Below are 24,169 nucleotides of genomic sequence, written 5' to 3'. Positions count from 1 at the left end.
TGCTAATGATCGATCATCAGCAGCACGAAGGGCTCCGGCGCGGGGTCGGCGGTGGGGGAAACGGCGGGCCGGAGAGTATGCCGGAGCCCCGGCGTGAATACGTATGCAGGGCGTTGTGGCGAACGCATCAGCGCAGAACCATTCGGCATCGCCTTCGCGCTGGACGCCGCCATGCCCACCCTGCCCCGCCCCATGGCACGCCTGCGTCGCCTTGCCGGCGCGTTCGTCTTGGCCTGCGCCGCCCTGCTGCCCAGCGCCGCTGGCGCGGAGGCCATCCTTCACGCCTTCAACTGGCGCTACGCCGACATCGAGGCGCGCGCCTCGGAAATCCGACAACTCGGCTACACCGGCGTGCTGGTGGCGCCGCCATTGAAGAGCGAGGGTGGCCAGTGGTGGGCGCGCTACCAGCCGCAGGACTACCGCGTCATCGACCATCCGCTCGGCGACACCGAGGCCTTCGTGCGCATGAGCGCCGCCCTCGAGCTGCGCGGCCTGAAGCTCTACGCCGACCTCGTGCTGAACCACATGGCGAACGAGGCCGGCCAGCGCGCCGACCTGAGTTTTCCCGGTGCCCGCGTGCGCTCGGTATACACGTCGGACCCGGCGCGCTGGGAGCGCCAGCGCCTGTTCGGCGACCTCGCCACCGATTTGTTCGACGGCGGCGACTTCCATCCGGCGTTCTGCATCACCGACTACAACAACGTGACGCAGGTGCAGAGCGGCCGGCTGTGCTCGGGCGGCGGCGACACCGGTCTCCCCGACCTGCAGGGCAGTGCCAAGGTCATCAACGCGCAGCGACAGTACATCGCCGCGCTCATCGCGTTGGGCACGGACGGCTTCCGCCTCGATGCCGCAAAGCACATGACGCTAGCCCACGTGAACGCGGTCTTCGATCCCGTTCTGCTGGCCGGCCGGCCGGTGTTCGGCGAGATCATCACCGGTGGCGGCCGCGGCAACACGGAGTACGAGATCTTCCTGAAGCCTTGGATGGCGCAGACGCCGCTCCAGGCTTACGACTTCCCGCTGTTCCACCGCCTGCGCCAGGCCTTCGGCTTCGGCGGCGACCTGTCCATCCTCGTCACCGCACAGGCCGACGAGCAGGCCATCGACCCACGGCGCGCCTGGACCTTCGCGGTCAACCACGACATCCCGCTGAACGGCATCTTCCGCGGCCTGATCATGGACGCCACCGACGAGACGCTGGCCTGGGCTTGGCTGATGGCACGCGGCGAAGGCACGCCACTCGTCTACTCCGACAACAACGAGAGCGGCGACAACCGCTGGAACGGGCTGTACCGGCGCAGCGACATCGCAGCCATGCTCGGCTTCCACAACGCGCTGGCCGGCGAACCGATGCGCATGGTCTCGCAGAGCAACTGCCACCTGCTGTTCCGCCGCGGCGACCGCGCCCTGGTGGGCATCAACAAGTGCGGCGAAACGCGCACGCTGGCCGTGGATGTCGAGGCCCATCCGCTGCGCGCACCGGGGCGTTTCCGCGACGCGCTGTCGGACCACGTGCTCGCGGTGAGCGGCGGCGCGCTGGCGGTCGAACTGCCGCCGCGCTCGGCGCGGCTGTGGCGCTTCGATCCCGACGCGAGCGGCTGCGGGCCGCGGCGCCTACGCGACAAGATTCCGCAGCGCTGCACGCAGAGCCAAGGGCAAAACAGCGGCGGAGCAATCCAGCGGCGCGACATGCGCCACATGAGGGCGCCGTCAGGTCGTCCGAACGCAAGGATCGACTGAGGCGAGGCGGCGCGGGCCTCAGAGCCCCTTCGCCGCCTGCGCCACCGCGCGGAACAGCGCGCGGCTCTTGTTCATCGTCTCCTCCCACTCCTTCTCGGGGTCGGAGTCGAAGACGATGCCGGCACCCGCCTGCACGTGCAGCTGGCCATTGGTGATCACGGCGGTGCGGATGGCGATGGCGGTATCGGCGTCGCCCCACCAGTTCACGTAGCCCACGGCGCCGGCGTAGAGGTTGCGCTGGTGCGGCTCCAGTTCGCGGATGATCTCGAGCGCGCGGATCTTCGGCGCGCCGCTTACCGTGCCGGCCGGGAAGGTGGCCTTCAGCACGTCGGCATACGACAGGCCGTCCTTCAAGCGGCCCTGCACTTCCGAGACGATGTGCATGACGTGGCTGTAACGCTCGATGACGAACTGCTCGGGCACGCGCACGCTGCCCGCCTCGCTGACGCGGCCGGCGTCGTTTCGGCCGAGGTCGATCAGCATCAGGTGCTCGGCGCGCTCCTTCGGGTCGGCGAGCAGCTCGGCTTCCAACGCCTTGTCGGCATCCACCGTGGCGCCACGCGGCCGCGTGCCGGCGATCGGGCGCACCGTCACCGTGCCCTGCTGCTGGCGTACGAGGATCTCCGGCGACGAACCCACGACCTGCAGCGCGCCGGTGTCGAGGAAGTACATGTAGGGCGAAGGATTCAGCGCCCGCAGCGCGCGGTAGACGTCGACCGGCCGCGCCTTGAAGGGGATCGAGAGGCGCTGGCTCAGCACCACCTGGAAGGCGTCGCCGGCGGCGATGTAGTCCTTCGCCTTCAGCACGGCGGCCTTGAAGCCGTCCTTGCTGAAGCCGCTGACGAAATCCGATTCATCGACGACGCCGGCGTCGAGCACATCGGGATAGCTCGCGCCGGCGTGGCGCAGCCGGTGCACCAGCGAATCGAGTCGCGCCTGCGCGCGGGCCAGTGCCTGCGGCTCGGCTGGATCGGCATGCACGACGAGGTAGAGCTTGCCCTTGAGGTTGTCAAACACCGCGAGCTCTTCGCTGAGCATGAGGAAGATCTCGGGCGTGCCGAGGTGGTCGGGCGCGACGGGCTTGGCGAGCTTCGGCTCGATGTAGCCGATGCACTCGAAGCCGAACCAGCCGACGAGGCCGCCGGTGAAGCCCGGCAAGCCCTCGATGCGCGGCACCGAGTACGACGCGCGCAGGCGCTCGACTTCGCCCAGCGGATCGGCCAGTTCGCGGGTCTCGACGACCTCGCCGAACTCGCGCGCGCTGAGCGTGTGGCCATGCACCGTCCAGGTGCGGCGCGCCGGCAGCCCGATGATGCTGTAGCGGCCCCAGTTCTCGCCGCCCTCGACCGATTCGAACAGGTAGGCGTTCGGGCCGTCGACGAGCTTCAGGTAAACCGACAGCGGCGTATCGAGGTCGGAGAGCACCTCGCGCACGACCGGGATGCGGTTGTGGCCTTGGGCGGCGAGGCGGGCGAATTCAGCGGGATTCATTGATGCGTCGCGAGCGGCAGGGGCCGCGGATCGGAGGGCCCCGCAGTATGCCAGCGCGGCCCCGACGAACTGTCATGGAGTGCCGCCAGACTTCGCCGCGCATAGCCAGGGACGAAACGGGGGCCACGGACGGCCCCAACCACCCCGATCAGGACCGAGCGCCCTCGCCCCCTGGCGCTCGCCGCCACGGCAGGCGGAGGCGGAACACCACGCCGCTGCCGTCCTCGAGGTTTTCTGCTTCGGCGCTGCCCCCGTGAGCAGCCGCCACCAGCTTCACCACGTGGAGGCCGAAGCCGAGGTGCACGGCGCCATCGGCGGTGCGGGAGCGCTCGCGCAGCGACACCAGCGAGTCGAACAACCGGTGGCGCATGGCTTCCGGCAACTTCGGCCCGGTGTTCCGGACCTCGATCATCAGCTCACGGGTTCCGCGCTTCAGCGCGATGCCGATCTCGCCGTCGTCGGGAGTGAAGCCGCGGGCGTTGTCGATCAGTTTGTCGAGGGCCTGCACCAGAAGCTCGGGCGCGCCGTGGAACAGGCACGGCGCCTCGATGCCGTCCAGACGCAGCCGTCGCGGCGCCAGCACGCCGCGGTAGCCCTCGCCGACATCCGCGAGGAGACGCGCGAGGTCAAAGGCTTCGTGCTCGGCCGCGGCGATGGCGTGCTCGATGCGCGTGGCTTCACTCATCGTCCGCACCAGTTGCCCCATGCGCTCGACGCCGTCGCGGGCGCGGGCGACATAGGGCCGCGCGTCGGCTGGGAGCGCAGCGAGATCGAGGTTATCGAGCGAGCTGCGGACGATGGCCAAGGGCGTCTGCAGCTCATGCGAAAGCTTGCTGCTGAGCGAACGCAGGTAACTGGTGTAGGCCGCGATCTCGTCGAGCAGCTGCGAGAAGCTGCGCGACAGGTCGCCGATCTCGTCGCGCGCGGCGGACACCTCGAACCGGCGCACCTCGCCGCTGCGATCGAGCGCCTGCTCGGCGGCATCGCGGAGGCGGCGGATGCGTTGCGAGAGCCGCGTAGCGAACAGGAAGGCGACGCCGCCGGACGCGAGGAAGGCGAGCAGGGTCAGGCCCAGCAGATGCGCCGCGGCCCGATCGGCCAGCAGCAGAGCCTCGGCGTTGCTGCGGTCGAGCCGCAGTACCGCGCGAACCTCGCCATCAACGCGCACCGGCACCGCGCTGCTGAGGATCAGCCGCGTGCCCTGCGGATCACGGCGCCAGCGCGATTCCACCCGGCCCTGCGCCGCGGCAAGTCGCTCCGCCCGGTCGTCGCGCAGCGGCGAGGCTTCGGCGGCGAAAGCCTCGAGTTCCGCGGCATCGAGCATCGCGCGATACAGCAGGCGACGCCACGACAGCACGTCGTCGCCGGCGGCGTCCGCGCGCAGAGCACCGTCCGCGGCCAACGCCCAGCCGCGGCCATCGACCACGACGGCGCGCACGTCGTCGGGCAGCAGTGCACCGAGCTCGCGCTGCAGGCGCGGCGAGGGACGGTACAGGGCGAAGCGCGGCGAGGCGGATTCGGTAACGCCACCGCCCCCATCGGCGTCTCGGCGGATGATGCGCAACGCATCGAGCGACAGCCCCTGCGGCAAGGCCAGCTCGACGGCGTACCCATCCGCGGTTTCGCGCCAGCCGCCTTCCGCGAGCACCGGTGCGGCGCTGCCGTCCGCGGCCGCTGCACGCGTACTGCCATCGGCCCGCGCCGCCAGCTTCAGTCGCATCTGGCCAAGGCTGGTGTCGAGTTCGAGCAGGACCGCATCGATCGCGAGATCACCGGGCCAATGCGCCTCGCCGCGCTGCGGCGTCACGTCGTCGACGGCGATGAACACCAGCCGGCGCTCGTTGTAGTGCCCCACCGCGAAGCGCACGCCCGGCAGCGCGGCCTCGGTCTCCAGCGGCGACGCGACATCGCCCCAGTCGCTGACATCGCCATCCAGACGGGGAGAGGCCGCCAAAGCGTGCACCGGCAGCGATGGCGCCGCGGGCGGCAGAAGGGCCGGCCGCAACGCGAGGCTGCGCGCCACCGCTCCCCCCGAGGCCTCCAGCGCCTGCTGCTGGCCCTGCCGAAGCAGGTTCTCCATCTGCACCAGGGCCTGCCACGCCGCCCACGGCAGCACCAGCGCGATCAGCGCGAGCAACAGGAGCTGGCGGCGCAGGCTCAATCGCACGCGCGGGGCGTCATCTGCGGGGCGCGGCGGGCGCCGCTCATGGCCGCCAGCGGTAGCCGGCGCCGTGCACGGTATCGACCTCGTCGAACGCGACGTCGAGGGCCTGGAACTTCCGGCGGATGCGCTTGATGTGCGAGGTCACCGTGGCGTCGTCGACCACGACCTGTGCCTCGCGCATCAGCTGCTCGCGGTTCTTGACGTGGCCCGGATGGCGCACCAGCGCATGCACGATCCAGAACTCGGTGACGGTGAGCGGCACGGCCTCGCCATTCCAGCTCACCTGCATGCGTTCGAACTCCAGCTTCAAGCCACGCAGGACGATCACCGAATCGCGCGTGGCCGGCGCGCGCAGCGCCTCCACGCGCCGAAGCAGCGCGTGGATGCGCGCGGTGATGTGCGGCAGCGAGACGCCCTTGCTGAGGTAGTCGTCGGCGCCGAGGCGGAGGCCGGAGATCACGTCGAGCTCGGAATCGCGGGCGGTCAGGAAGAGGATGGGCAGGCTGGCCGAGCGCGCGCGCAGCTCGCGGCACAGCTCGTAGCCGCCTTCCAGTTCGTCGCCGAGGCCGACGTCGATCATCACGAGGTCGGGCAGTTTGGCGGCGAAGGCGGCGCGGGCTTCCGGGCGCGATGCATAGGCTGACACCGCGAAACCGTGCTTGCGCAGGGCTTCGGCGTAGTTGTCGCGGATGGCGGGTTCGTCTTCGACGATGGCGATGGCGTGGGTCATGGCGGCCAGTCTAGCGGCGCTTGCCCGGGCCGGAAGGCGCTGCCCGCGATTTGCCACCACCCGTCCGAAAGCCGCCGCGCGTCGGCGGCACGCCGGCATATCGCACGGATGAAATGCAGCTCACGGAGGATGCTACCCATGCCCACATCGAGTTTCCGACGCGCCCCGGTGGGGCGCGATCACCGCGTCACCGCCTCACCCCGATTCCGCGCCGAACGCGGCGCCCTGTGGCTCGGACTCGGCCTGTGCTTCGCCACCCTGTTCGTGCTGCGCGCCACCGACCCCCGCTGAAAGGAACCCCGATGAGCCTCGAGATCGAACTGCCCCCCGGCGCCGCGCTGCCCCGCGGCGCACACTTCGGTGAACCGCCGCGCGATGCCGCCTTGGCCCTCGCGCGCTTCCTCGGCCGCGTGCCGACGCCGCCCAGTGATGCCGAGATGGCCCGCCGTTGCGGCTCAGCCGCGGGCGGCGGCCACTTCGGCACGCATCTTCGCGATGACGGCGGCGTAGTCCGGCGCATTGAAGATGGCCGAGCCGGCGACGAAGGTGTCGGCGCCCGCGGCCGCGATGCGGCCGATGTTGTCGGCCTTGACGCCACCGTCCACTTCGAGACGGATGGGCTTGCCGCTTGAATCGATGCGCTTGCGGATCGCCTCGATCTTGCGCAGCGCCGAATCGATGAAGCTCTGGCCGCCGAAGCCGGGGTTCACGCTCATCACCAGCACGAGGTCGAGGTTCTCCAGCGTGTAGTCGAGGACCTCGAGCGGCGTGGCCGGGTTCAGCACGAGGCCGGCCTGGCAGCCGTGGGACTTGATGAGCTGGATCGTGCGGTCGACGTGGCGGCTGGCTTCGGGATGGAAGCTGATCACCGACGCACCGGCCTTGGCGAAATCCGGGACGATGCGGTCGACCGGCTCGACCATCAGATGCACGTCGATCGGCGCGGTGATGCCGTGCTTGCGAAGCGCTTCGCAGACCAGCGGGCCGATGGTCAGGTTCGGCACGTAGTGGTTGTCCATCACGTCGAAATGCACCCAGTCGGCGCCGGCCTTCAGCACGGCGTTCACCTCATCGCCGAGGCGGGCGAAGTCGGCGGAGAGGATCGACGGGGCGATGAGGCAGTTCGACATGGGAATCCCGGAGGCGACGCGGAAGAGAGAAGGAACGGCGCAGGCTCGGCGCTCAGCGCTCGCGGCGGCGCTGCTGGATGAGGTCGTAGGCGCGATTGATCTCGCGCAGTTTCTCGTCGGCCTGCGATCGAAGTTCAGGCGCCACGCCTTCGAGCTTGTCCGGGTGGTACTGCGACACCAGCCGCTGCCACGCGCGGCGGATGGTCTCGTCGTCGGCACTCGGGTCGACGTCGAGCACCATGTACGGGTCCGGCCCGCCGCGGCGGAACCAGCCGCGGTCGAAGCCCATGCCGATCAGCGCGCCGAGCACGCCACCGGCGGGGTGCCGCAGGAGCAGCCAGCCGGCCAGGAAACCGAGGATCGTGCCGTACCAGCGCATCTCAGCGCTCCGCCGGCGGGCGGAAGCCCGGCTGCGACGCGTACCAGCGCGCGATGGCCTCGATGTCGTCGGGCTGCAGCGCATTGCTGATGGCGTTCATCGCCACGGCCTTGCGGCTGCCGTCGCGGTAGGCGTTCAGGGCCAGCACGAGATAGGCCTCGTCCTGGCCGCCGAGGTGGGGCGTGCCCGGCTGGCGGGCCGTGCCGTTCTCGCCGTGGCAGGCCACGCAGAGGCCGAGCTGGGCGGGTTTCACCACGGCCACGGGCGAAGGTGCCGTGGCTGGCGGCAGGCGCGGCGAACCGGCGGGCGGGCTGGTCTGGGCAAGGGCCGCGGCGGGGAGGCCGAGGGCGATGGCGGCGACGAGGAGCGGCTTCATGGCGGCGGATTCTAGCCTGCGGGCCGTGAGCGCCGGAGCGCGCCGCTACAATGGCGGCTTCCCCGTGCCACCCTGCCCGCCGTGTCGACGACCCTGCACACCTCGAACCTCGCCCTGCCCCTGCGCCACCGCGGCAAGGTGCGCGACGTCTACGACTTGCCGCCGGGCCCGGACGGCCGCGGCCGGCTGCTGATGGTGGCGAGCGACCGGCTCTCGGCCTTCGACGTGGTGCTGCCCGACCCGATCCCCGGCAAGGGCGAGATGCTCTGCCAGATCTCGAACTTCTGGTTCGGCAAGACCGCCCACCTGATGCCGAACCACCTCACCGGCACCGACGTGGCCAGCGTGCTGCCGCCCGGCACCGATGCCGCGCTTTACGCCAAGCGCGCGGTGGTGACGAAGGCACTGAAGCCGCTCCCCGTGGAAGCCATCGCCCGCGGCTACCTGATCGGCAGCGGCTGGAAGGACTACCAGAAGACCGGCCAGGTGTGCGGCATCGCCTTGCCAACAGGCCTCAGGCAAGCAGAAGTACTGCCGGAGCCGATCTTCACGCCAAGCACCAAGGCCGCCGTGGGCGACCACGACGAGAACGTGAGCTTCGATGCGGTGGTCGCCGCCATCGGCGGCGAACTCGCCGAGCGCGTCCGTGATGCCACGCTGGCGATCTACCGCTTCGCCGCGGCCTACGCGCTGGAGCGCGGCATCATCATCGCCGACACCAAGCTGGAGTTCGGCCTCGACGCCGACGGCACGCTGGTGGTGATGGACGAAATGCTCACCCCGGATTCCTCGCGCTTCTGGCCGGCCGACACCTACACGGTGGGCACCAGCCCGCCGAGCTACGACAAGCAGTACGTGCGCGACCATCTCGAGACGCTGGACTGGAACAAGACCGCGCCGGGCCCGTCGCTGCCGGCGGAAGTCATCGCCGTCACGCGCGCCAAGTACGCCGAGGCGCTGCAGCGCCTTTCCGGCATCTCCATCGACTGAACCCGCGCCCCGCGGAGGGCCCATGAGCCGCCTGCACACCCTGCTCGAGCACTACGGCCGCGACCACGAGAACGCGACGAACCAGGCGATCCACCTCGTCTGCGTGCCGCTGATCCTGTGGTCGATCATCGCGATGGTCTGGACGATCCCGGTGCCCGGCACCTGGTTCCAGCCCGGCGCGTTCGCTGGCTTCCTGATGGCGATCCTCGCGGCGTGGTACTTCCGTGGCTCGCGTCCGCTGGGCCTCGGCGCGGTCGTCGCCTTCACGCTCGCCGGCGGGCTGTGCTGGGCGCTCGCTGGCGCCATCGGCATGCGCGGGCTGCTGATCACCGCCGTCGTCGTGTTCGTCGCGGCGTGGATCGGGCAGTTCATCGGCCACCGCATCGAAGGCAAGCGCCCGAGCTTCTTCACCGACCTCGTGTACCTTCTCGTCGGCCCGGCGTGGACGCTGTCGAAGCTCTACCGGCGCATCGGCATTCCGTATTGAACGCCCTTCCTCCGCGCGATATCGGCCTGGTCGGGATCGTCTGCGTCGTCTGGGCGATCAACTTCCTCACCTCGGCCTACGCGCTGCAGGAATTCCCACCGCTGCTTTTCACCGGCCTGCGCATGGCCCTGCTGGCCCTGGTGCTTTGGCCCTTCCTGAAGGCGCCGGCACCGGGGCAGTGGCCGCGCCTTCTCGGCATCAGCGTGGGCCTCGGCGTCATCCATTTCGGCCTGAGCTTCTGGGCCCTGAAGCTGGCCGGCGACCTGTCGTCGGTGGCCATCGTGATGCAGAGCTATGTGCCGATGTCGGCCCTGCTGGCATGGTGGCTCCTCGGTGAGCGCTTCGCGTGGCGGACGGGGCTGGCCATCGCCGTGAGCTTCTCTGGCGTGCTGGTGCTCGGCTTCGACCCGCTGGTGCTCGACCGCCCAGCCTCCCTGCTGCTGATGCTCTGCTCGGCGGGCTTCCTCGCCCTGGCCACCGTGATGATGCGCGGCCTGCAGGGGCAGACGCCGTGGAGCCAGCAGGGCTGGCTGGCCCTGATCAGCGTCGGCCCGCTGCTGGCCCTGTCGTTCGCGATCGAGGGGCCGCTGACGCAAAGCCTGGCCGGCGGCACCTGGATCGGCTGGAGCGGCGTGGCGTACTCGGCCCTCGTGTCGTCGCTGCTGGGCCACGGGCTCTACTACGTGCTGGTGCAGCGCCATCCGGTGGCGCAGGTCACCCCGTGGCTGCTGCTGGCCCCGGTTTTGGCCATCGGGCTCGGCGTGGCGTTCTGGGGCGACCGGCCCGGCCCGAAGCTGTGGATCGGCGGTGCGATGGTGTTGGGCGGCGTGCTGGCCATCGCCCTGCGCAGCTGGCAGAAGGCGCGGCAGACGGTCGCCCGCGCCTGATCGACCGGTCGCTCCCGGCCGCCGGCGGTTCACCGTGGTTTCACGCCACACTGACAACACTGTGGCCACGACTGCGGGCCCCTCTGGTCATGCGTGATGCATGGCGATGTCGGAGTCGTTCATCGATCCACCGGCCCGCAGCACGGACGCTCCTCGCCTCGAGGCCGGCCATCGATGACCCATCGACCTGCCTTCGGAGTCATTCATGGAACTGTTGACCGGCCTCTGGCTGGGTATGCCCGTCTGGGTGTGGCTCGCCTTCCTCGGCGCCGTCCTCGCCATCCTCGTCTTCGACCTCGGCGTCCTGCACAAGGAAGCCCACGAGATCGAGGTCAAGGAGAGCCTGTGGATGTCGGCGCTCTACATCGGCCTGGGCCTGCTCTGGGCCGTCGCCGTGTGGTTCATCTACTACAACTACGGTGGCGACAAGGCCATCGACCCGCAGATCGCGAACCTCGCAACGCCCGAGGCCAAAGCCTGGGAGGCGGTCAAGCTGTACATGACCGGCTACCTCGTCGAGAAGGCGCTGGCGATGGACAACGTGTTCGTCATCTCGATGATCTTCACGTACTTCGCCGTGCCGCGGATCTACCAGCACCGCGTGCTGTTCTGGGGCATCCTCGGCGTGATCGTGCTGCGCGCGATCATGATCGGCCTCGGCGCCGCGCTGGTGATGAACTTCTCGTGGATCCTCTACGTCTTCGCGGTGATCCTGATCGCCACCGGCGTGAAGATGCTCTACGCGATCGACGACGAGCCGGACATCGCCAACAACTTCGCCCTGAACTTCCTGAAGAAGCGCATGCCGCTCACGAAGGAACTGCACGGCGAGAAGTTCTTCGTGAAGCTGCCCGACAGCACCGGCGGCAAGATGGTGTGGTTCGCCACCCCGCTGTTCCTCTGCCTCGTGCTGGTCGAGATCGCCGACGTTGTGTTCGCGATCGACTCGGTGCCGGCGATCTTCGCGATCACCCCGGACCCGTTCATCGTCTACACGTCGAACATCTTCGCGATCCTCGGCCTGCGCGCCCTGTACTTCGCGCTGGCGGCGATGGTCCACCGCTTCCACTACCTGAAGTACGCGCTGGCCTTCGTGCTGATCTTCATCGGCGGCAAGATCTTCCTCGGCGACTGGCTGTTCGACGGCAAGGTGCCGGCCGAGATCAGCCTCGGCGTGACGTTCGGCCTGCTGTTCGGCGGCGTCGTCTACTCGCTGTGGAAGTCGCGCGACCAGGCGCCTACCCCGCAGGCCTGAGCCCGACCCAGCACCCTAGAGAAGCCCGCATCCGTGCGGGCTTCTTTTTTCCAAGGAACTCCCCATGAACACCCTCGACGCATCGCCGGGCACCCGACGCCGCGGCGTCCTCGACTGGATCGAATGGCTCGGCAACAAGCTGCCCGAGCCGGCCCTGCTGTTCGCCCTGCTCGCCTTCCTCGTGGTGCTGCTCTCGGCCCTGGGCTCCGCGCTGGAGTGGCAGGTGCAGCCGGTGAAGCCGGTGCTGGAAACGCAGGCCGTGGTGCAGGCCGATGGCAGCACGCTGCAGCAGCCGGTGCTCGACGCCAACGGCCGACCGGTGCTGGACCTCGTCGCCAGCGGAACGCCGATCCAACCGCGTTCGCTGCTCACCGCCGACGGCATCTACTGGATGCTGTCCTCGGCCTTGCGCAACTTCGCGCAGATGCCGGCGATGCCGCTGATCTTCGTCGCGATGCTCGGCATCGGCCTCGCGGAGAAGTTCGGCTTCTTCTCCGCCCTGATGCGCAGCCTCGCCCTGCTGACGCCGAAGCGCCTGCTGACGCCGGCCGTGGTGATGCTGGGCGCCACCGCCTCGGTGGCTTCCGACGCGGGCTACATCATCCTTCCGCCGCTGGCGGCCGCGCTCTACCTCGCCGTGGGGCGGCACCCGGTGGCCGGCATGGCGGCGGCTTTCGCCGGCGTGGCCGGCGGCTTTGGCGCCGGCTTCTTCCCCAACGGCAGCGACGGCGTGCTGACCGGCTTCGCGCAGGACGCGGCACGCGTGATCGATCCCGACTACTCGGTGTCGATCCTGCACAACTACTTCTTCAAGGTCGCCTCGGTGTTCACCGTGATGGCCGCCGGCTGGTTCGTCACCGACGTGATCGTCGAGCCGCGGCTCGAACGCCAACATCCCGGCGACAAGGTCGGCGCTGCTGACGACACCGCGGCCTCGATGGCGCTCTCGCCCAAGGAGCGTCGCGGCCTGAAGATGGCGCTGGCGGCGGTGGTGGTCGGCCTCGGCCTGCTCGCGACGGCGGTGCTGGTCCCGGGCATGCCCCTGCACGGCGACGGCAAGCCCACGCTGCCGAATGGGCGCGCCCTCACGCAGACGGCGGTGCAAGTGCTGCCGGCCGGCGCCGACGCCCCCACCGATGCGGTGGTGCTCGCCACCGAGCCGCTCACCGTCATCGCGGAAGGCGCGCCGCGTCTCGTCGAGTCGCCAGGGCCGCGCTGGTCGCACGTGATCGTGCCGGTGATCGTGATCCTGTTCCTGCTGCCCGGCCTCGCCTACGGCGTCGCCACCGGCACGCTGCGTGGCCAGCAGGACCTCGCCGATGCGTTGAACCACGGCATCCGCAGCATCGTGCCGGTGCTGGTGATGCTGTTCTTCCTCGCCCAGTTCGTGGCCTACATGGGCTACAGCGGCCTCGACCGCATGCTCGCCTACGCCGGCGGTAGCGTGCTGTTCAACGCCGACCTGCCCATCCCGCTGCTGGTCGTCGCCTTCGTGCTGGTGGTGGTGTTCGGCGACTTCGCGATGAGCGGCATGCTGAGCAAGTTCGGCGTGCTCGCACCGATCTTCATCCCGATGTTCATGATCGTCGGCATGAGCCCGGAGCTGACGACGGCGGCCTACCGCATCGGCGACTCGGTGGTGAACATCGTGACGCCGCTCAACAGCTACCTGCTGATCATCCTCGCGGTGTTCCAGAAGTACCGCCCGAAGGCGGGCCTCGGCACGCTGATCGCGCTGATGGTGCCGTACTCGATCGTCATCGGCCTGGTGTGGACGGCGATGCTGGTGGCGTGGGTACTGATCGGCGCGCCGCTGGGGCCGGAGTCACCGCTGTACTACGTGCCGGGCGGCTGAAAAACAGCATCCATTGCCGGAAACGACGAAGGGGCCTCGCGGCCCCTTCGTCTTTCTCTCGGCCCGCCTCGTGGCGGGAACTCATCGTCCGGACGCGGACCGGCTTACGCCGGCGGCTTCCAGGTGTCCTTCTCGGTCGGGCGCAGCAGGAAGCGGCACAGCGCCGGCAGGAAGACGATGGCGGCCACCATGTTCACCACGAACAGGAAGGTGAGCATCAGGCCCATGTCGGCTTGGAACTTCAGGTCGGAGAGGATCCACGTGGCCACGCCCACCGCCAGCGTCAGCGCGGTGTAGAAGATGGCGATGCCGGTGGTCTTCAGCGCGATGAAGTAGCTCTCCGACAGCGTCTTGCCCGAGAGCATGGCCTCGCGCATGCGGGCGAAGATGTAGATCGCGTAGTCCACGCCGATGCCGACGCCGAGGGCCACCACGGTGAGCGTGTTGACCTTCATGCCGATGTCCAGCTCCACCATCAGCGAGTGGCCGAGTTCGGTGACGAGGATCAGCGGCAGCACGATGCAGGCGGCGGCGAGGGGGTTCTTGAAGCTCAGCAGGCACATCACAAACACCGCGGCGTACAGCAGCCACAGCATGATGTGCTCCTGCTCGCGAACCTCGTCGTTGATCGCCGCCATCACGCCGACGTTGCCGGTGCCGATGCGCGGGTTGACGACATTCAGCGCCGGCGCCGTCGGGTCGTTCATCGCGGCCATGTGCGCCTCGGCGAGCTTCTCGCGGATGCCGGTGCGGTCGAGGTCCGGGATCGCGGCGTCCTCGGCGAGGCCGAGCACGGTGCGGATGCCGGCCACGTTCTCCGCTTCGGCCTCACGGAAGTCCTTGATGGCCTTCACCACGCGGTCGATCGTCGTGGCCTTGTGGTCGGTGAGGAACACGGTCACCGGCATCACCGAACAGTCGTTGTTGAGCAGGCCGGTGTCGGTCTCGAAGCTCTGCGTGGCCGTGCGCAGGTTGTCCGGCACGCGCGGCAGCTCGCGCCAGCGCACGTTGCCTTCGTTCCAGCCGGCGTTGGCGATCTTCGCGGCCATCGGCAGGCTGATCACCTGCTGCACGCCCTCGACGTTGGCGAGGTGCCACGAGAGGCGGTCGATGACCTCCATCACGCGGTAGTTGGTGCAGGCGTCCGGACTGGTCTCGACGATCACGTTGATGGTGTCGATACCGAGCGCGAAGCGCTGGGTGATCTGCGCGGCATCCTGGTTGAAGCGCGACTCCGGACGCAGCTCGGCCACGCCGGACTCGGCGTCGCCGATCATCACGTTGTCGCCGTGGGCTTCGGCGAAGAACCAGATCGCCACGCCGGCCACGACGACAATCGCCGCCGGCCCGGGCTTCGAGAGCCGCGAGAGCACCGCCCAGACCTTGTCGAACTGGGTGAGCTGGCGCAGGCGGAACTCGCGCTTCTTCTCCATGTTGCGGAGCGTGGTGTAGCTCAGCAGCACCGGCAGGAGCACGAGGTTGGTGAGCACCGTCAAGCCCACGCCGACCGTCGCCGTGATGGCGAGCTCGCGCACCATCTGGATCTCGATCAGCATGATCGTCGCGAAGCCGATGCAGCCGGCCGCCAAGGCGACGGTGCCCGGGATCAGCAGCATGCGGAAGCTGGCCTTCGCGGCCTCGAGCGGCGAGATGCCGTGGCGCTGGCGCAGCTCTTCGGGGCTGCCGTCCTCCATGCCGCCGAAGAAGATCTCGCCGCGGAAGCGGTTGATCATCTGCTCGCCGTGGCTGACCGCGATCGCGAAGATCAGGAACGGCGTGAGCATGTTCATCGGATCGATGCCGTAGCCCAGCAGGCGCAGCGCGCCGAGCATCCAGATCACCGCCACGAACGAGGCGAACACCGTCAGCGTCGCGAGCTTCGCCGAGGTCGAGTAGATGAACAGCAGCAGCCAGGTGAAGGCGATGGTGATCGCGAAGAAGATCACCACCGATGCGGCGCCGTCGGCGATGTCGTCCACCATCTTGGCGAAGCCGATGATGTGCACCGAGTACTGGTCGTTCTCGTACTTGGCGCGGATGCCCTCCAGCTGGTCGCCGATGACCTGGTAGTCGAGCTTGCCGCCCGGCGCCTGGTCTTCGGGGATCAGCTCGGCCCACACCATCGTCGCCGACCAGTCGCGGGCGACGAGGCGGCCGAGGATGTTGGCCTTCACGATGTTGCCGCGGATGCGGTCGAAGTCCTCCGGCGACGCGGTGTAGCCCTCGACGTTCGGCGAGAAGGTGTCGGGAATGACGTTGCCACCCGAGAAGCCGTCTTCGACCACTTCCACGAAGCGCGTGTTCGGCGTGAACAGCGAGCGCACGCGCGCGTCGTCCGTCGCCTCCATGGCCATCACGTCCTTGGTCACGTTCTCCAAGGTCGCCATGTACTGCTGGTCGAAGATGTCGCCATCCTTTGCGACCACCGCCACCAGCACGCGGTTGGCGCCGCCGAACTCCGCCATGTATTCGACGAAGGTCGACATGTACGGGTGTTCGCGCGGGATCTGCTTCATGAAGCCCGCATCGACGCGCAACTGGCTGGCGAAGAACGCCATCGTCACCGTCACGATGGCGAAGAACACCATCACGATCCCGCGGTTGTTGAAGATCACGCGCTCCAGCGCGCGGTGGAAGGCGCTGTCGCCCGAGGAATTACCGAGCGCCATGGCGGTCCGCTCCCTTGTCGCCGATCAGGATGAGGCCGCCCGCGGCATCGGGGATGGCACCCGAGAGGACCGGCGTTTCGCCGTCCGCGTTCTGGAAGGTGGTGCGTTCGAACGGCGAGGCGCCGTCGGCACGCTGCAGGATGGTGCCTTCGTTGCCGACCAGCACCGCGCCGCCGCCAGGCAGCGCGGTGCCGCCCATCAGGGCGACCTCGGTGCCGGTGTCGAGGCGGCTCCAGCTTTCGCCGCCGTCGGTGGATTCGTAGACGTTGCCACGCAGGCCGAAAGCCAGCACGTGGCCGGCATCCCAGGCGACGATGCCGAACATGGAGCCCTCGTAGGGGAATCCGAGACGCTGCCAGGTGTCGCCGTTGTCGCGCGAGCGGAACATCGCACCACGTTCGCCGGCGAGGTAGAGGGTGCCGGCGGCGTCGCGGGCGATGGCGTTGAGGTGCGGGTCCACTTCGTCCTCGAGGACGAGGTCGTCGGCGAGCAGCACGCCGCTGTCGTCCATGCCCATGCCCATCTCCATGCCCTCGTCGGCCAGCGCGGTGTCATCCGCCGGCGCGGCCTCGGCAGCCGGAGCCCCGCCCTTCAAGGAGAGCGCGACCCACGACTGGCCGCCATCGGTCGTCCGCAGCAGGGTGCTGAAGGCACCGACCGCGAAACCGTTGCTGGCGTCGACGAACAGCAGGTCGAGGATCGGCGCGCCCTGCGAGGGCTCAATGCTTTCCGGGTTCCAGATGTCGATCCGCTGCCGCGCCCAGGTGTCGCCGTTGTCGCTGGAACGCAGGATCACGCCGGAGTGGCCAGCCACCCACAGCTCGCCGTCGGCGCTGGCCACGCTGGTGAGGGCCACGCGCGTCGGCGTGCTGAGCTGGGTCCACTGCCCGGCGTCGTCGCCGCGCAGCACGATGCCGTGTTCACCAACGGCGAACAGGCCCGCGCTAGTCCGGGCCAGGTCGAGCAGCAGGGCCTTCGTCGCCAAGGGCAGGAGTTCGGAAGGCTGCACCGAGGGATCGGTGGGCGGCGGGTCTTGGGCCGTCGCTGCGCTCGCCCACGCCAGGGTGGCGCCCAGGGCGAGGACGAGCGGCGTCCGGGATCGCGCGAGATTCAAAGACATGGAACCCTCAAGAAAAACGGGCGGCGCCGTGAAGCGCCGCCCGCGGAGAATACGCGCCACGTCGACCGTGGCGCGACGGATCAGCGGACGCCCGCGGAGCGCAGGTTCTGCGGCGAGAAGTCCGCCGGCGTGGCCTGATAGCCGAAGTCGTAGGGCTTGTCCTCTTCGTTGTCCAGCAGGCCCGCGAGGTAGCGACCCGACTTCAGGTCGTAGTGCGCTTCGATGGTCGACCAGAACGTCGGCACTTCGTAGTAGTTGATCGACGGGGCCTCCGACACGCGCCAGATCGCACCCTGGCCGTCGTAGTGGTCGATCGCGAGGATCTGGTAGCTGTCCTCGTCGAGGTAGAAGGTGCGGCGGCTGTTGATGTGGCGCGCACCGGCCTTCAGCTTGGCCTCGACCACCCACACGCGATGCAGCTCGTAGCGCATGAAGTCGGGGTTCAAGTGGCCCGGGCGGACCAGGTCGGCGACCTTCGTGTTGTTGCTGTGCGCCTTGTAGGAGTTGTACGGGACGTACATTTCCTTCTTGCCGACCAGCGTCCAGTCGAAGCGGTCCATCGCACCGTTGAACATGTCGGTCATGTCGTTCGTCGACAGGCCGTCGGAGGCGGTGGCCGGGTTGTCGTAGGCGACGTTCGGAGCGCGGCGCACGCGGCGCTGGCCGGGGTTGTAGATCCACGCCTGACGCGGTGCCACCGAGTTGTTCAGGGTTTCATGGACCAGCAGCACCTGGCCGGCGAGACGCGCCGGGCCGAGCACGTCCTGCAGGAAGTACAGCAGGATGTTGTTGATGTTCTCCGAGGTGTTGCCGGGCTTGTAGTACAGGCCCAGCAGGCGTTCCTGCAGGCGGATCATCGTGTACTGGCCACCCGGCGTCGGCGCGACGCGGTTCGCCCAGCGACGGCCCGAGACGCCCTTGTACTTGAGCTTGTGGTTCCAGATCAGCTCGTAGGCGTTCTGCGGCACCGGGAACGGGAAGCCCTCGGCGCAGTTCTGGATGCCTTCGCCATTGGCGACCAAGCGGCAACGGGTTGCGTTGTTCTTGGTGAATTCATAGGTGCGCTGCGGGAACGCGGCCGAACGGCGCGTCGGGTAGACGTCCATGCGGAAGGTCGGGTAGCGCGTGAACATGGCCTTCTGGCCGGCCGTCAGGTTGTTGCCGTACTGGCCGACGTTGGCGCGGGTGATCTGGAACTTCGGACGGTCCGCCGCGAACGGATCCGGGTGGAACATGCCGTTGCGGTAACCCGCCGGCGGACGGGTGACGCCGCCTTCCCAGGCCGGGATGGTGCCGGCGGCATTGCCGGCCTTCTCGGCACCGACCGGGGTCAGCGTCTGGCCGAGCTGGGCGGCCTTCGCCGCATCCACCGCGGCGTTGGCGACGCTGGCCGACAGGGCCAGCGCGCCGAGGGTGGCTGCGAGTGCAGCCTTGGTGGTCAATTTCATGCTGTTCCCTCCCAGGAGCATCAGAACGAGTAACGGACGCTGGCGGACGCGAAGTCGCGGTCGGCGATCTGGTTGTAGATACCGCCGCCCGAGAACGACGTGTAGGACAGGTCGAAAATCCACGAGTTCAGGTAATTGAACTCGGCACCCAGCGTGAGGGACTTGCGGCCTTCGAGGAAGTTGCCACCCGGACCCGGCGAGATGCCATCGACGTCATGGTTGTACGCGAGACGCGGCGAGAAGGTGAACGCGGTGCCGAGGAAGCTGTTGTAGTCGGCACGCGCCGCGAGGCGGTAGCCCCACGAGAACTTCGTCGGGAAGCCGCCGGTGAGCGTCTGCGGATTGCGGGCGCAACCGGCGAGCGCCGGGTTGAACACCGCCGGCAGGCCACCGGAGAGGGCCGCCGCGACGTTGGCGACGCTGCAGCCACCACCCGTGTCGGTGCCTTCGCCCTCGTAGCGGACATTGCTGTCGAGGTCGACGTCGGTCCAGCCCACTTCGGCCACCGTCGAGATCTGGTCGGCGCCCAGCACCTGGCCGAAGACCTTGGTGAAGGTCATCTGCACCTGGGTCTGCGCGTGCTCGCGCCAGCCGCGGATTTCCTGGCCGAGCGCGGCCGTGCCGAGCTGGCTGCGGAACTCATAGGCCGGCGGGGCGCCCTGCGCGCGGATGAAGGTGTTGAGCGGCGTGAGCGCAGCGAACAGCAGCTCGACGTCGTCCATCTGGATCGGCGCGTTCGGGCGGTAGCTGACTTCACCCTGGAAGGCGATGCCGGCCGGCAGGTTGGTGTTCCAGCTCATGCCGTACAGCTGGACGTCTTCCGGGTACTCCACGAAGAAGCGGCCGGTATTGGCCGACGTACCCGTGACCGCGCGGCCCGAGAGCAGCGGCAGGCGGCTGTGGTAGTTCATGAAGTAGAAACCGAATTCGGTTTCGTTGAAGTTCTCGGCGTACCAGCGCACCGCGCCGCCGTACTGGCCGTCGTCGCGGGCGTTGCGGTTCGGCAGGCGCGCCACGGCGCCACCGCAGCCGATGCCGGCGATGGTGGCGTTGGACACGCCCGGCGGCAGGCCGGTGAAGTTGAGGTCGGTGTTGAGCGGGCCGGTCGGGCCACCGAAGCAGGTCGCGAAGAAGCGCTCCGGGTTGTTGACCGGCTGCGGCACGGTGCCGAAGCCCAGCATCACGTAGGTGCCGCCCGGGGTCGCGAAGTCGTTCGCGCTGAAGTAGGTGCCGGCGGCGTCGACTTCGATCTCTTCGAATTCGAAGAGGTAGAAGCCTTCGATCGCGACGTTCTGCGTCAGGTTGAACGAGCCGTAGATCGCATCGACCGGCAGGAAGGCTTCCTTCAACTCGGCGCCGGCGACGCGGAGCGCCGAGAGGTCGACCGGGTTGACGGAGTTGATGCCGTTCTGGATGAAGGTGCTCTCACCCCAGCTGATCACCTGGCGGCCGAGGCGCCACGTGCCGCTCTGCTCGCCGATGTTGAAATCGCGGTAGATGAAGGCGTCGAGCAGGCGGAAGCGCTCGCCGATGCGGTCCTTGGCCTCGGACGTGAGGTCGGCGCGGTCGGCGTTTTCGAAGTCGTAGAAGTACGTGGCGCGGGTGAAGGCACCCCAATTGCGCCAGCCGAGCTTCATCTCGGAGGTGATCTTGAAGGTGTTGGCGATCGCGTCGCCCTTGTCGTACTTCAGGTTGCCGTCGTCACGGTTGACCGAGAAGCGACCCCGCGCGGCGATCTGCGCGGCCGAACCCGGGAAGCCGCCGGAGCAGGCCGGGAACGGGTTGGCCGGCGACGGCGCCGGCAGCGGAATGATGGCTTGGTTCTGCGCGCAGATCAGCGGATTGAACTGCGCCTTGCCGATCAGGTTCGGATCCTGGTCTTCGGTGCGCCACGAGTAGCCGTAGGACACGGTGGTATCGATCGTGCCGGTGAATTCACCGCTGCCGAACTCGAAGGCCTGGGCCGTCGGGGCCATCAGCGCCAAGCCGACGGCGGCGGCCAGCGGAGCGAGCGCGATGCCGCCGCGCAGGTGGGTTTTGGACTTCATCAGGACTTCCTCGGGACAGGATCAGATAACAGGACAACCCCCGGGGCCTCCGGGGAGGGGGCTCGATCCCTTGATCCAAGGTTCGCGATGCGCTCGCCGCGCCCTAGATCAAAAGCTCGAAAGTGACGACGAGCCCATATTAAGAGTCCGTTAGGAAAAGGCAATGCTCCGGCGTATGGCGGACGCGCTGCGTCGCAACATGCCGGTCCCCCCACCGTTCACACGGGAAAGTCGGCCGCCGAGGGCGCGAAGCCGCGCGGCGCCCAGCCCAGGGCATCGCGGGCCGGGCCGTCGTCGAACACCAGATCGTCCGCCAGACGCGAGGCCCAACCACGCAGCCGCGCGTCGGCCCGTCCGGCGAGCGTCACCAGCGGCCACGGCACTGGGCATGGCCGGCACCCCGGGGCGCCCGCGGCCACGCTGCGACGCAGCATCTCGCCGAAGGCGACGCGCTCCCCGCCAGGCAGGTCGAAGGCGCCGGCGACGCGGACATCGGCCGATAGCGCAGCCACCGAGGCCTCGGCGAGATCGAGGGCATGGACGGGCTGGCGGAGGCCCGGCGCACCGAGAGGGAGGGGCAGTACGGGCCAACGACGGGCCAAACGGACGGCGCGGCTCACGGTGGCGTCCCGCCCAAGGCCCCAGACCAAGGTGGGTCGCAGCACGGTGCACGGCGTCCCGCTCTCCCGGCAAGCCGCGAACAGCGCGTCTTCGGCCTCGGCGAGGCGGGCCGCGACATCGCGCTCGGCGGCATCGGGCGATCGCCCCTTGACGTGCAGGCTGGTCGAACCGAAGGCGACGATGCGGCCGGCACGCACGCGCCCCGAGGCCACGGCGCGAGCGAACGCGTCGAGGGGCCCGAGGCTGAGTGCCGCGTCGAAACGATGCGGCTCATCGAAGCTGTCGAGGTCACCGGCCCGCCATTCGACGTGCCCCCCGCCTGCCACCGGCTCGCGCGCCTGCCGCGAGACCGCCAGCACCGGCAACGGCAGGCCGCGGCGGCACAGGGCATCGCCGAGTTGGCCACTGAGGCCGAAGACGAGAAGCGGTGGACGACGCATGCTGGGGCCTCGGAAAGCGACGGCGAGGATGCCATGCGGGGCGGCGAGCGTACCGGGCCCATGCGATGCTCCGCGCCGACCGAGGCCACCCCACTCCCGATGACCGACGCCCCCGACGCTTCGACGCCCTCCCGACCGTGGTCCCTCGCGCTGGTGCCGGCGCTCGCCATCGCGACTTATCTCGCGCTGCGCGCTGCCGGATCGGAGCACCCCCTTGCGTTCACCGCAGCACTGACCCTGTGGTGTGCCGGTTGGTGGGTGCTCGAGCCGGTGTCGCCCACCGTCACCGCCCTGCTGCCGCTGGCGCTGCTGCCGATGGCCGGCGTGCTGACGCCGCAGCAGGTGTCGCAGAGCTACGGCAACGAGCTGATCCTGCTGTTGCTCGGCGGCTTCGTGCTGTCGATGGCGGTGGAGAAGAGCGGCGCGCACCGGCGCCTGGCGCTCGGCATGGTGCGCGCCGTGGGCGGTGGCTCCGGCAGGGCGGTGCTCTGGGGCTTCATGATCGCGGCCGCGGCCCTGAGCATGTGGATCTCGAACGCCGCGACCACCCTGCTCCTGCTGCCGGTGGCGCTGGCCGTGCTGGCCGACTACCGCGACCCACGACTGGCTGCGCCCTTGGTGCTCGGCATCGCCTACGCGGCCAGCATCGGCGGCCTCGGCACGCCGATCGGCACGCCGCCCAACCTCGTATTCATGAGCGTGTACGAACAGACCACCGGCGAGTCCTTCGGCTTCCTGCGCTGGATGGCCATCGGCGTCCCGATCGTCGTGCTGCTCATCCCGCTGATGGCGCTTTGGCTGGGCCGGGGCCTCGGCGGAACGCCGCGCGCCTTGCTGCCCGAACTCCCGACGTGGTCCGCGGGCGAGCGTCGCGTGCTGGCGGTGTTCGCCCTCACGGCCGCGGCCTGGGTGTTCCGCGAAATGCCGAACGGGGGTTGGAGCGCGTGGCTCGGGGTGCCTGGCGCCACCGATGCCGGTGTGGCCTTGCTCGGCGCGCTGGCGATGCTGCTGGTCGGCGACGGCCGCGGCGGCCGGGTGCTCGAATGGCGCGACGCCGAGCGCCTCCCATGGGGCGTACTCGTGCTGTTCGGAGGCGGCATCGCGCTGTCGATGGCCTTCCAATCCTCGGGCCTGAGCGACGTGATCGCCGCACGGATGGGCGGGCTGGCTGCCCTGCCCCTTCTGCTGATGCTCCTGCTGCTGGTCGGCACCGTGGTGCTGCTTTCCGAGATCGTCAGCAACACCGCGACCGCGGTGCTGCTGATGCCGATCATGGCCAGCGTGGCGGTCGCCATCGACGTTGAACCGGCCCTGCTGATGTTCCCGGCGGTCATGGCCGCCAGCATCGGCTTCATGCTGCCGGTGGCGACGGCACCGAACGCGATCGCCTACGGTTCGGGCCAGGTGCCGGCGCAGCGCATGCTGCGCGAGGGCGCGGTGATGGACGTCCTGGGTGTCGTCGTGGTGTGCGCGGTCTGCTACGCGGTGTTCCGCTGAGCGCCGCGCACGATCAGCCGGCGAGGAAGAGCACCGCGGCGAGCAGGGCGACCGTCGCTGCGAGGACGGCCAAGCCCAGACCGCGACCCAGCGGCTTGGCAGGCACAGCCACAACGGCGAGCAAGCCCAGCAGCGCGAGGCCTTGCGGCAGGGGGTGCGCGAGCAGGCCCAGGTCGAGCCCGGGCATCGCGACGAAGAACGCGGCCAGCGAGGCAGCGACGACGAGCAGCGCGCCGCCACCGAGGATCGCCGCATAGGCCGCCGCGGCATCGCCAAAGCGGGCGTTGAAGGTCGCGACGATCGCGACCGCCGCGCCGATGCTGACCAGGGCCGAGACGACGAGCGCGCCAACCGCGTCGAGGCCGGGCAGGCCCGCGAAGAAGGGCGCCCCGGCCAGCACGCCGCGCGCGCCGAGGGCGAGAAGGATCGCGCCAAGGGCAAGGCGGAACAGATTGCGCGCCCAGCCCTCGCGGCTGACCGCGAACTCGGCGAGTTCGGCCTGCGCCTTGTCGCCGTCGAGCATCCGCCACGGTCGAATGCGCAGCACGAGACCGGTGCTGATCAGCAGGCCGGCGGCACCGAGGCCCAAGGTGCCGAGCATGGCACCGTGCGCGGCTGTCACGGCCATCGGCAAACCCTGCCACGCGGCAGCAGTCGCGATGAGCGCCAAGCCCGGCAAAGCGTATCCGACGCCAACCAGCACGAGCCCTGCGGTCAGCGCCGAGGCACCGGCCTGCTGGACCAGACCGGACAGGCCCTTTGTTGCGGTATCGGTGCCGAGCAGCAAGGCGATCAGGCCGCCGATGAGGTAGAGGAATTCCATGGGCGTCACCTCGGCG

Annotated in this window: 20 protein-coding genes; 8 read left to right on the top strand and 12 right to left on the bottom strand. The window is 69.1% G+C overall.

The features are described from left to right. Positions 1–192: 192 nt before the first annotated feature. A complete protein-coding gene (locus tag O9255_RS01995; RefSeq protein ID WP_345781351.1) occupies positions 193–1,743 on the top strand; it encodes an alpha-amylase family protein in 1,551 nt (516 codons plus the stop codon). A gap of 18 nt (positions 1,744–1,761) precedes the next feature. Here O9255_RS01995 and trpE read toward each other — a convergent pair whose 3' ends face one another. From trpE to pdsR, 3 genes are all read right to left on the bottom strand, one after another. Then, entirely contained in the window at positions 1,762–3,234 is a 1,473-nt protein-coding gene (trpE, locus tag O9255_RS01990; RefSeq protein ID WP_297865149.1) for an anthranilate synthase component I, read from the bottom strand. Positions 3,235–3,382: 148 nt separating this feature from the next. Further along, a complete protein-coding gene (locus O9255_RS01985) occupies positions 3,383–5,395 on the bottom strand; it encodes an ATP-binding protein (RefSeq protein ID WP_297865148.1) in 2,013 nt (670 codons plus the stop codon). A 43-nt stretch (positions 5,396–5,438) separates the two neighbouring features. Next, complete coding sequence (gene pdsR / locus O9255_RS01980) at positions 5,439–6,128, bottom strand: proteobacterial dedicated sortase system response regulator (RefSeq protein WP_297865147.1); 690 nt, start codon at positions 6,126–6,128, stop codon at positions 5,439–5,441. Positions 6,129–6,266: 138 nt separating this feature from the next. Between pdsR and O9255_RS01975 the strand changes: the two genes are divergently transcribed. Continuing rightward, positions 6,267–6,419, top strand: a complete 153-nt coding sequence (locus tag O9255_RS01975; RefSeq protein WP_297865146.1) for a hypothetical protein — start codon at positions 6,267–6,269, stop codon at positions 6,417–6,419. A gap of 164 nt (positions 6,420–6,583) precedes the next feature. On the opposite strand, the gene rpe is transcribed toward O9255_RS01975, so the two are convergent. The 3 genes from rpe to O9255_RS01960 are packed head-to-tail and all read right to left on the bottom strand — an operon-like array spanning position 6,584 to position 8,013. Further along, on the bottom strand, positions 6,584–7,258 hold the full coding sequence (gene rpe / locus O9255_RS01970; RefSeq protein ID WP_297865145.1) for a ribulose-phosphate 3-epimerase: 675 nt from the start codon (positions 7,256–7,258) through the stop codon (positions 6,584–6,586). Positions 7,259–7,310: 52 nt separating this feature from the next. Continuing rightward, positions 7,311–7,637 (bottom strand): J domain-containing protein, encoded by a 327-nt coding sequence (locus O9255_RS01965; protein WP_297865144.1) that lies wholly within the window; start codon positions 7,635–7,637, stop codon positions 7,311–7,313. Between the two features lies 1 nt (position 7,638). Next, complete coding sequence (locus O9255_RS01960) at positions 7,639–8,013, bottom strand: c-type cytochrome (RefSeq protein ID WP_297865143.1); 375 nt, start codon at positions 8,011–8,013, stop codon at positions 7,639–7,641. Positions 8,014–8,094: 81 nt separating this feature from the next. Between O9255_RS01960 and O9255_RS01955 the strand changes: the two genes are divergently transcribed. The 5 genes from O9255_RS01955 (at position 8,095) to O9255_RS01935 (ending at position 13,487) form a co-directional block, all read left to right on the top strand. Continuing rightward, positions 8,095–9,003, top strand: coding sequence for a phosphoribosylaminoimidazolesuccinocarboxamide synthase (locus tag O9255_RS01955; protein ID WP_297865142.1), 909 nt, complete (start codon positions 8,095–8,097; stop codon positions 9,001–9,003). Between the two features lie 22 nt (positions 9,004–9,025). Then, the gene (locus tag O9255_RS01950; RefSeq protein ID WP_297865141.1) at positions 9,026–9,490 is read left to right on the top strand and encodes an Mpo1-like protein; all 465 of its coding nucleotides are present in this window, start codon (positions 9,026–9,028) and stop codon (positions 9,488–9,490) included. Continuing rightward, positions 9,487–10,377, top strand: a complete 891-nt coding sequence (locus tag O9255_RS01945) for a DMT family transporter (protein ID WP_297865140.1) — start codon at positions 9,487–9,489, stop codon at positions 10,375–10,377. The genes O9255_RS01950 and O9255_RS01945 overlap by 4 nt, the downstream gene beginning before the upstream one ends. A 205-nt stretch (positions 10,378–10,582) precedes the next feature. Continuing rightward, positions 10,583–11,632, top strand: coding sequence for a TerC family protein (locus O9255_RS01940; protein ID WP_297865139.1), 1,050 nt, complete (start codon positions 10,583–10,585; stop codon positions 11,630–11,632). 64 nt (positions 11,633–11,696) lie between these two features. Continuing rightward, positions 11,697–13,487 (top strand): AbgT family transporter, encoded by a 1,791-nt coding sequence (locus O9255_RS01935; protein ID WP_297865138.1) that lies wholly within the window; start codon positions 11,697–11,699, stop codon positions 13,485–13,487. 104 nt (positions 13,488–13,591) lie between these two features. On the opposite strand, the gene O9255_RS01930 is transcribed toward O9255_RS01935, so the two are convergent. From O9255_RS01930 to O9255_RS01910, 5 genes are all read right to left on the bottom strand, one after another. Beyond that, positions 13,592–16,156 (bottom strand): MMPL family transporter, encoded by a 2,565-nt coding sequence (locus O9255_RS01930; protein ID WP_297865137.1) that lies wholly within the window; start codon positions 16,154–16,156, stop codon positions 13,592–13,594. Then, positions 16,143–17,276 carry a YCF48-related protein gene (locus tag O9255_RS01925; RefSeq protein WP_297865136.1) on the bottom strand — a complete coding sequence of 378 codons (1,134 nt, stop codon included), beginning with the start codon at positions 17,274–17,276 and terminating at the stop codon, positions 16,143–16,145. Before O9255_RS01925 ends, O9255_RS01930 begins: the two co-directional genes overlap by 14 nt. Positions 17,277–17,356: 80 nt before the next feature. Next, on the bottom strand, positions 17,357–18,724 hold the full coding sequence (locus tag O9255_RS01920) for a DUF1329 domain-containing protein (protein WP_297865135.1): 1,368 nt from the start codon (positions 18,722–18,724) through the stop codon (positions 17,357–17,359). Positions 18,725–18,744: 20 nt separating this feature from the next. Then, positions 18,745–20,772 carry a DUF1302 domain-containing protein gene (locus tag O9255_RS01915; protein ID WP_297865134.1) on the bottom strand — a complete coding sequence of 676 codons (2,028 nt, stop codon included), beginning with the start codon at positions 20,770–20,772 and terminating at the stop codon, positions 18,745–18,747. A gap of 218 nt (positions 20,773–20,990) precedes the next feature. Further along, entirely contained in the window at positions 20,991–21,833 is an 843-nt protein-coding gene (locus O9255_RS01910) for a nucleoside-diphosphate sugar epimerase (RefSeq protein WP_297865133.1), read from the bottom strand. 99 nt (positions 21,834–21,932) lie between these two features. Between O9255_RS01910 and O9255_RS01905 the strand changes: the two genes are divergently transcribed. Continuing rightward, a complete protein-coding gene (locus tag O9255_RS01905; RefSeq protein ID WP_297865132.1) occupies positions 21,933–23,330 on the top strand; it encodes a DASS family sodium-coupled anion symporter in 1,398 nt (465 codons plus the stop codon). A 13-nt stretch (positions 23,331–23,343) separates the two neighbouring features. Here O9255_RS01905 and O9255_RS01900 read toward each other — a convergent pair whose 3' ends face one another. Further along, positions 23,344–24,153, bottom strand: coding sequence for a hypothetical protein (locus O9255_RS01900; RefSeq protein WP_297865131.1), 810 nt, complete (start codon positions 24,151–24,153; stop codon positions 23,344–23,346). Positions 24,154–24,169: the final 16 nt, after the last annotated feature.

It is taken from the genome of Silanimonas sp. (assembly GCF_027530345.1).
Taxonomy (GTDB): Bacteria; Pseudomonadota; Gammaproteobacteria; order Xanthomonadales; family Xanthomonadaceae; genus Silanimonas.
The sequence above is the reverse complement of the archived record's forward strand: the minus strand, read 5'-3'. Positions and strand labels throughout refer to the sequence as shown.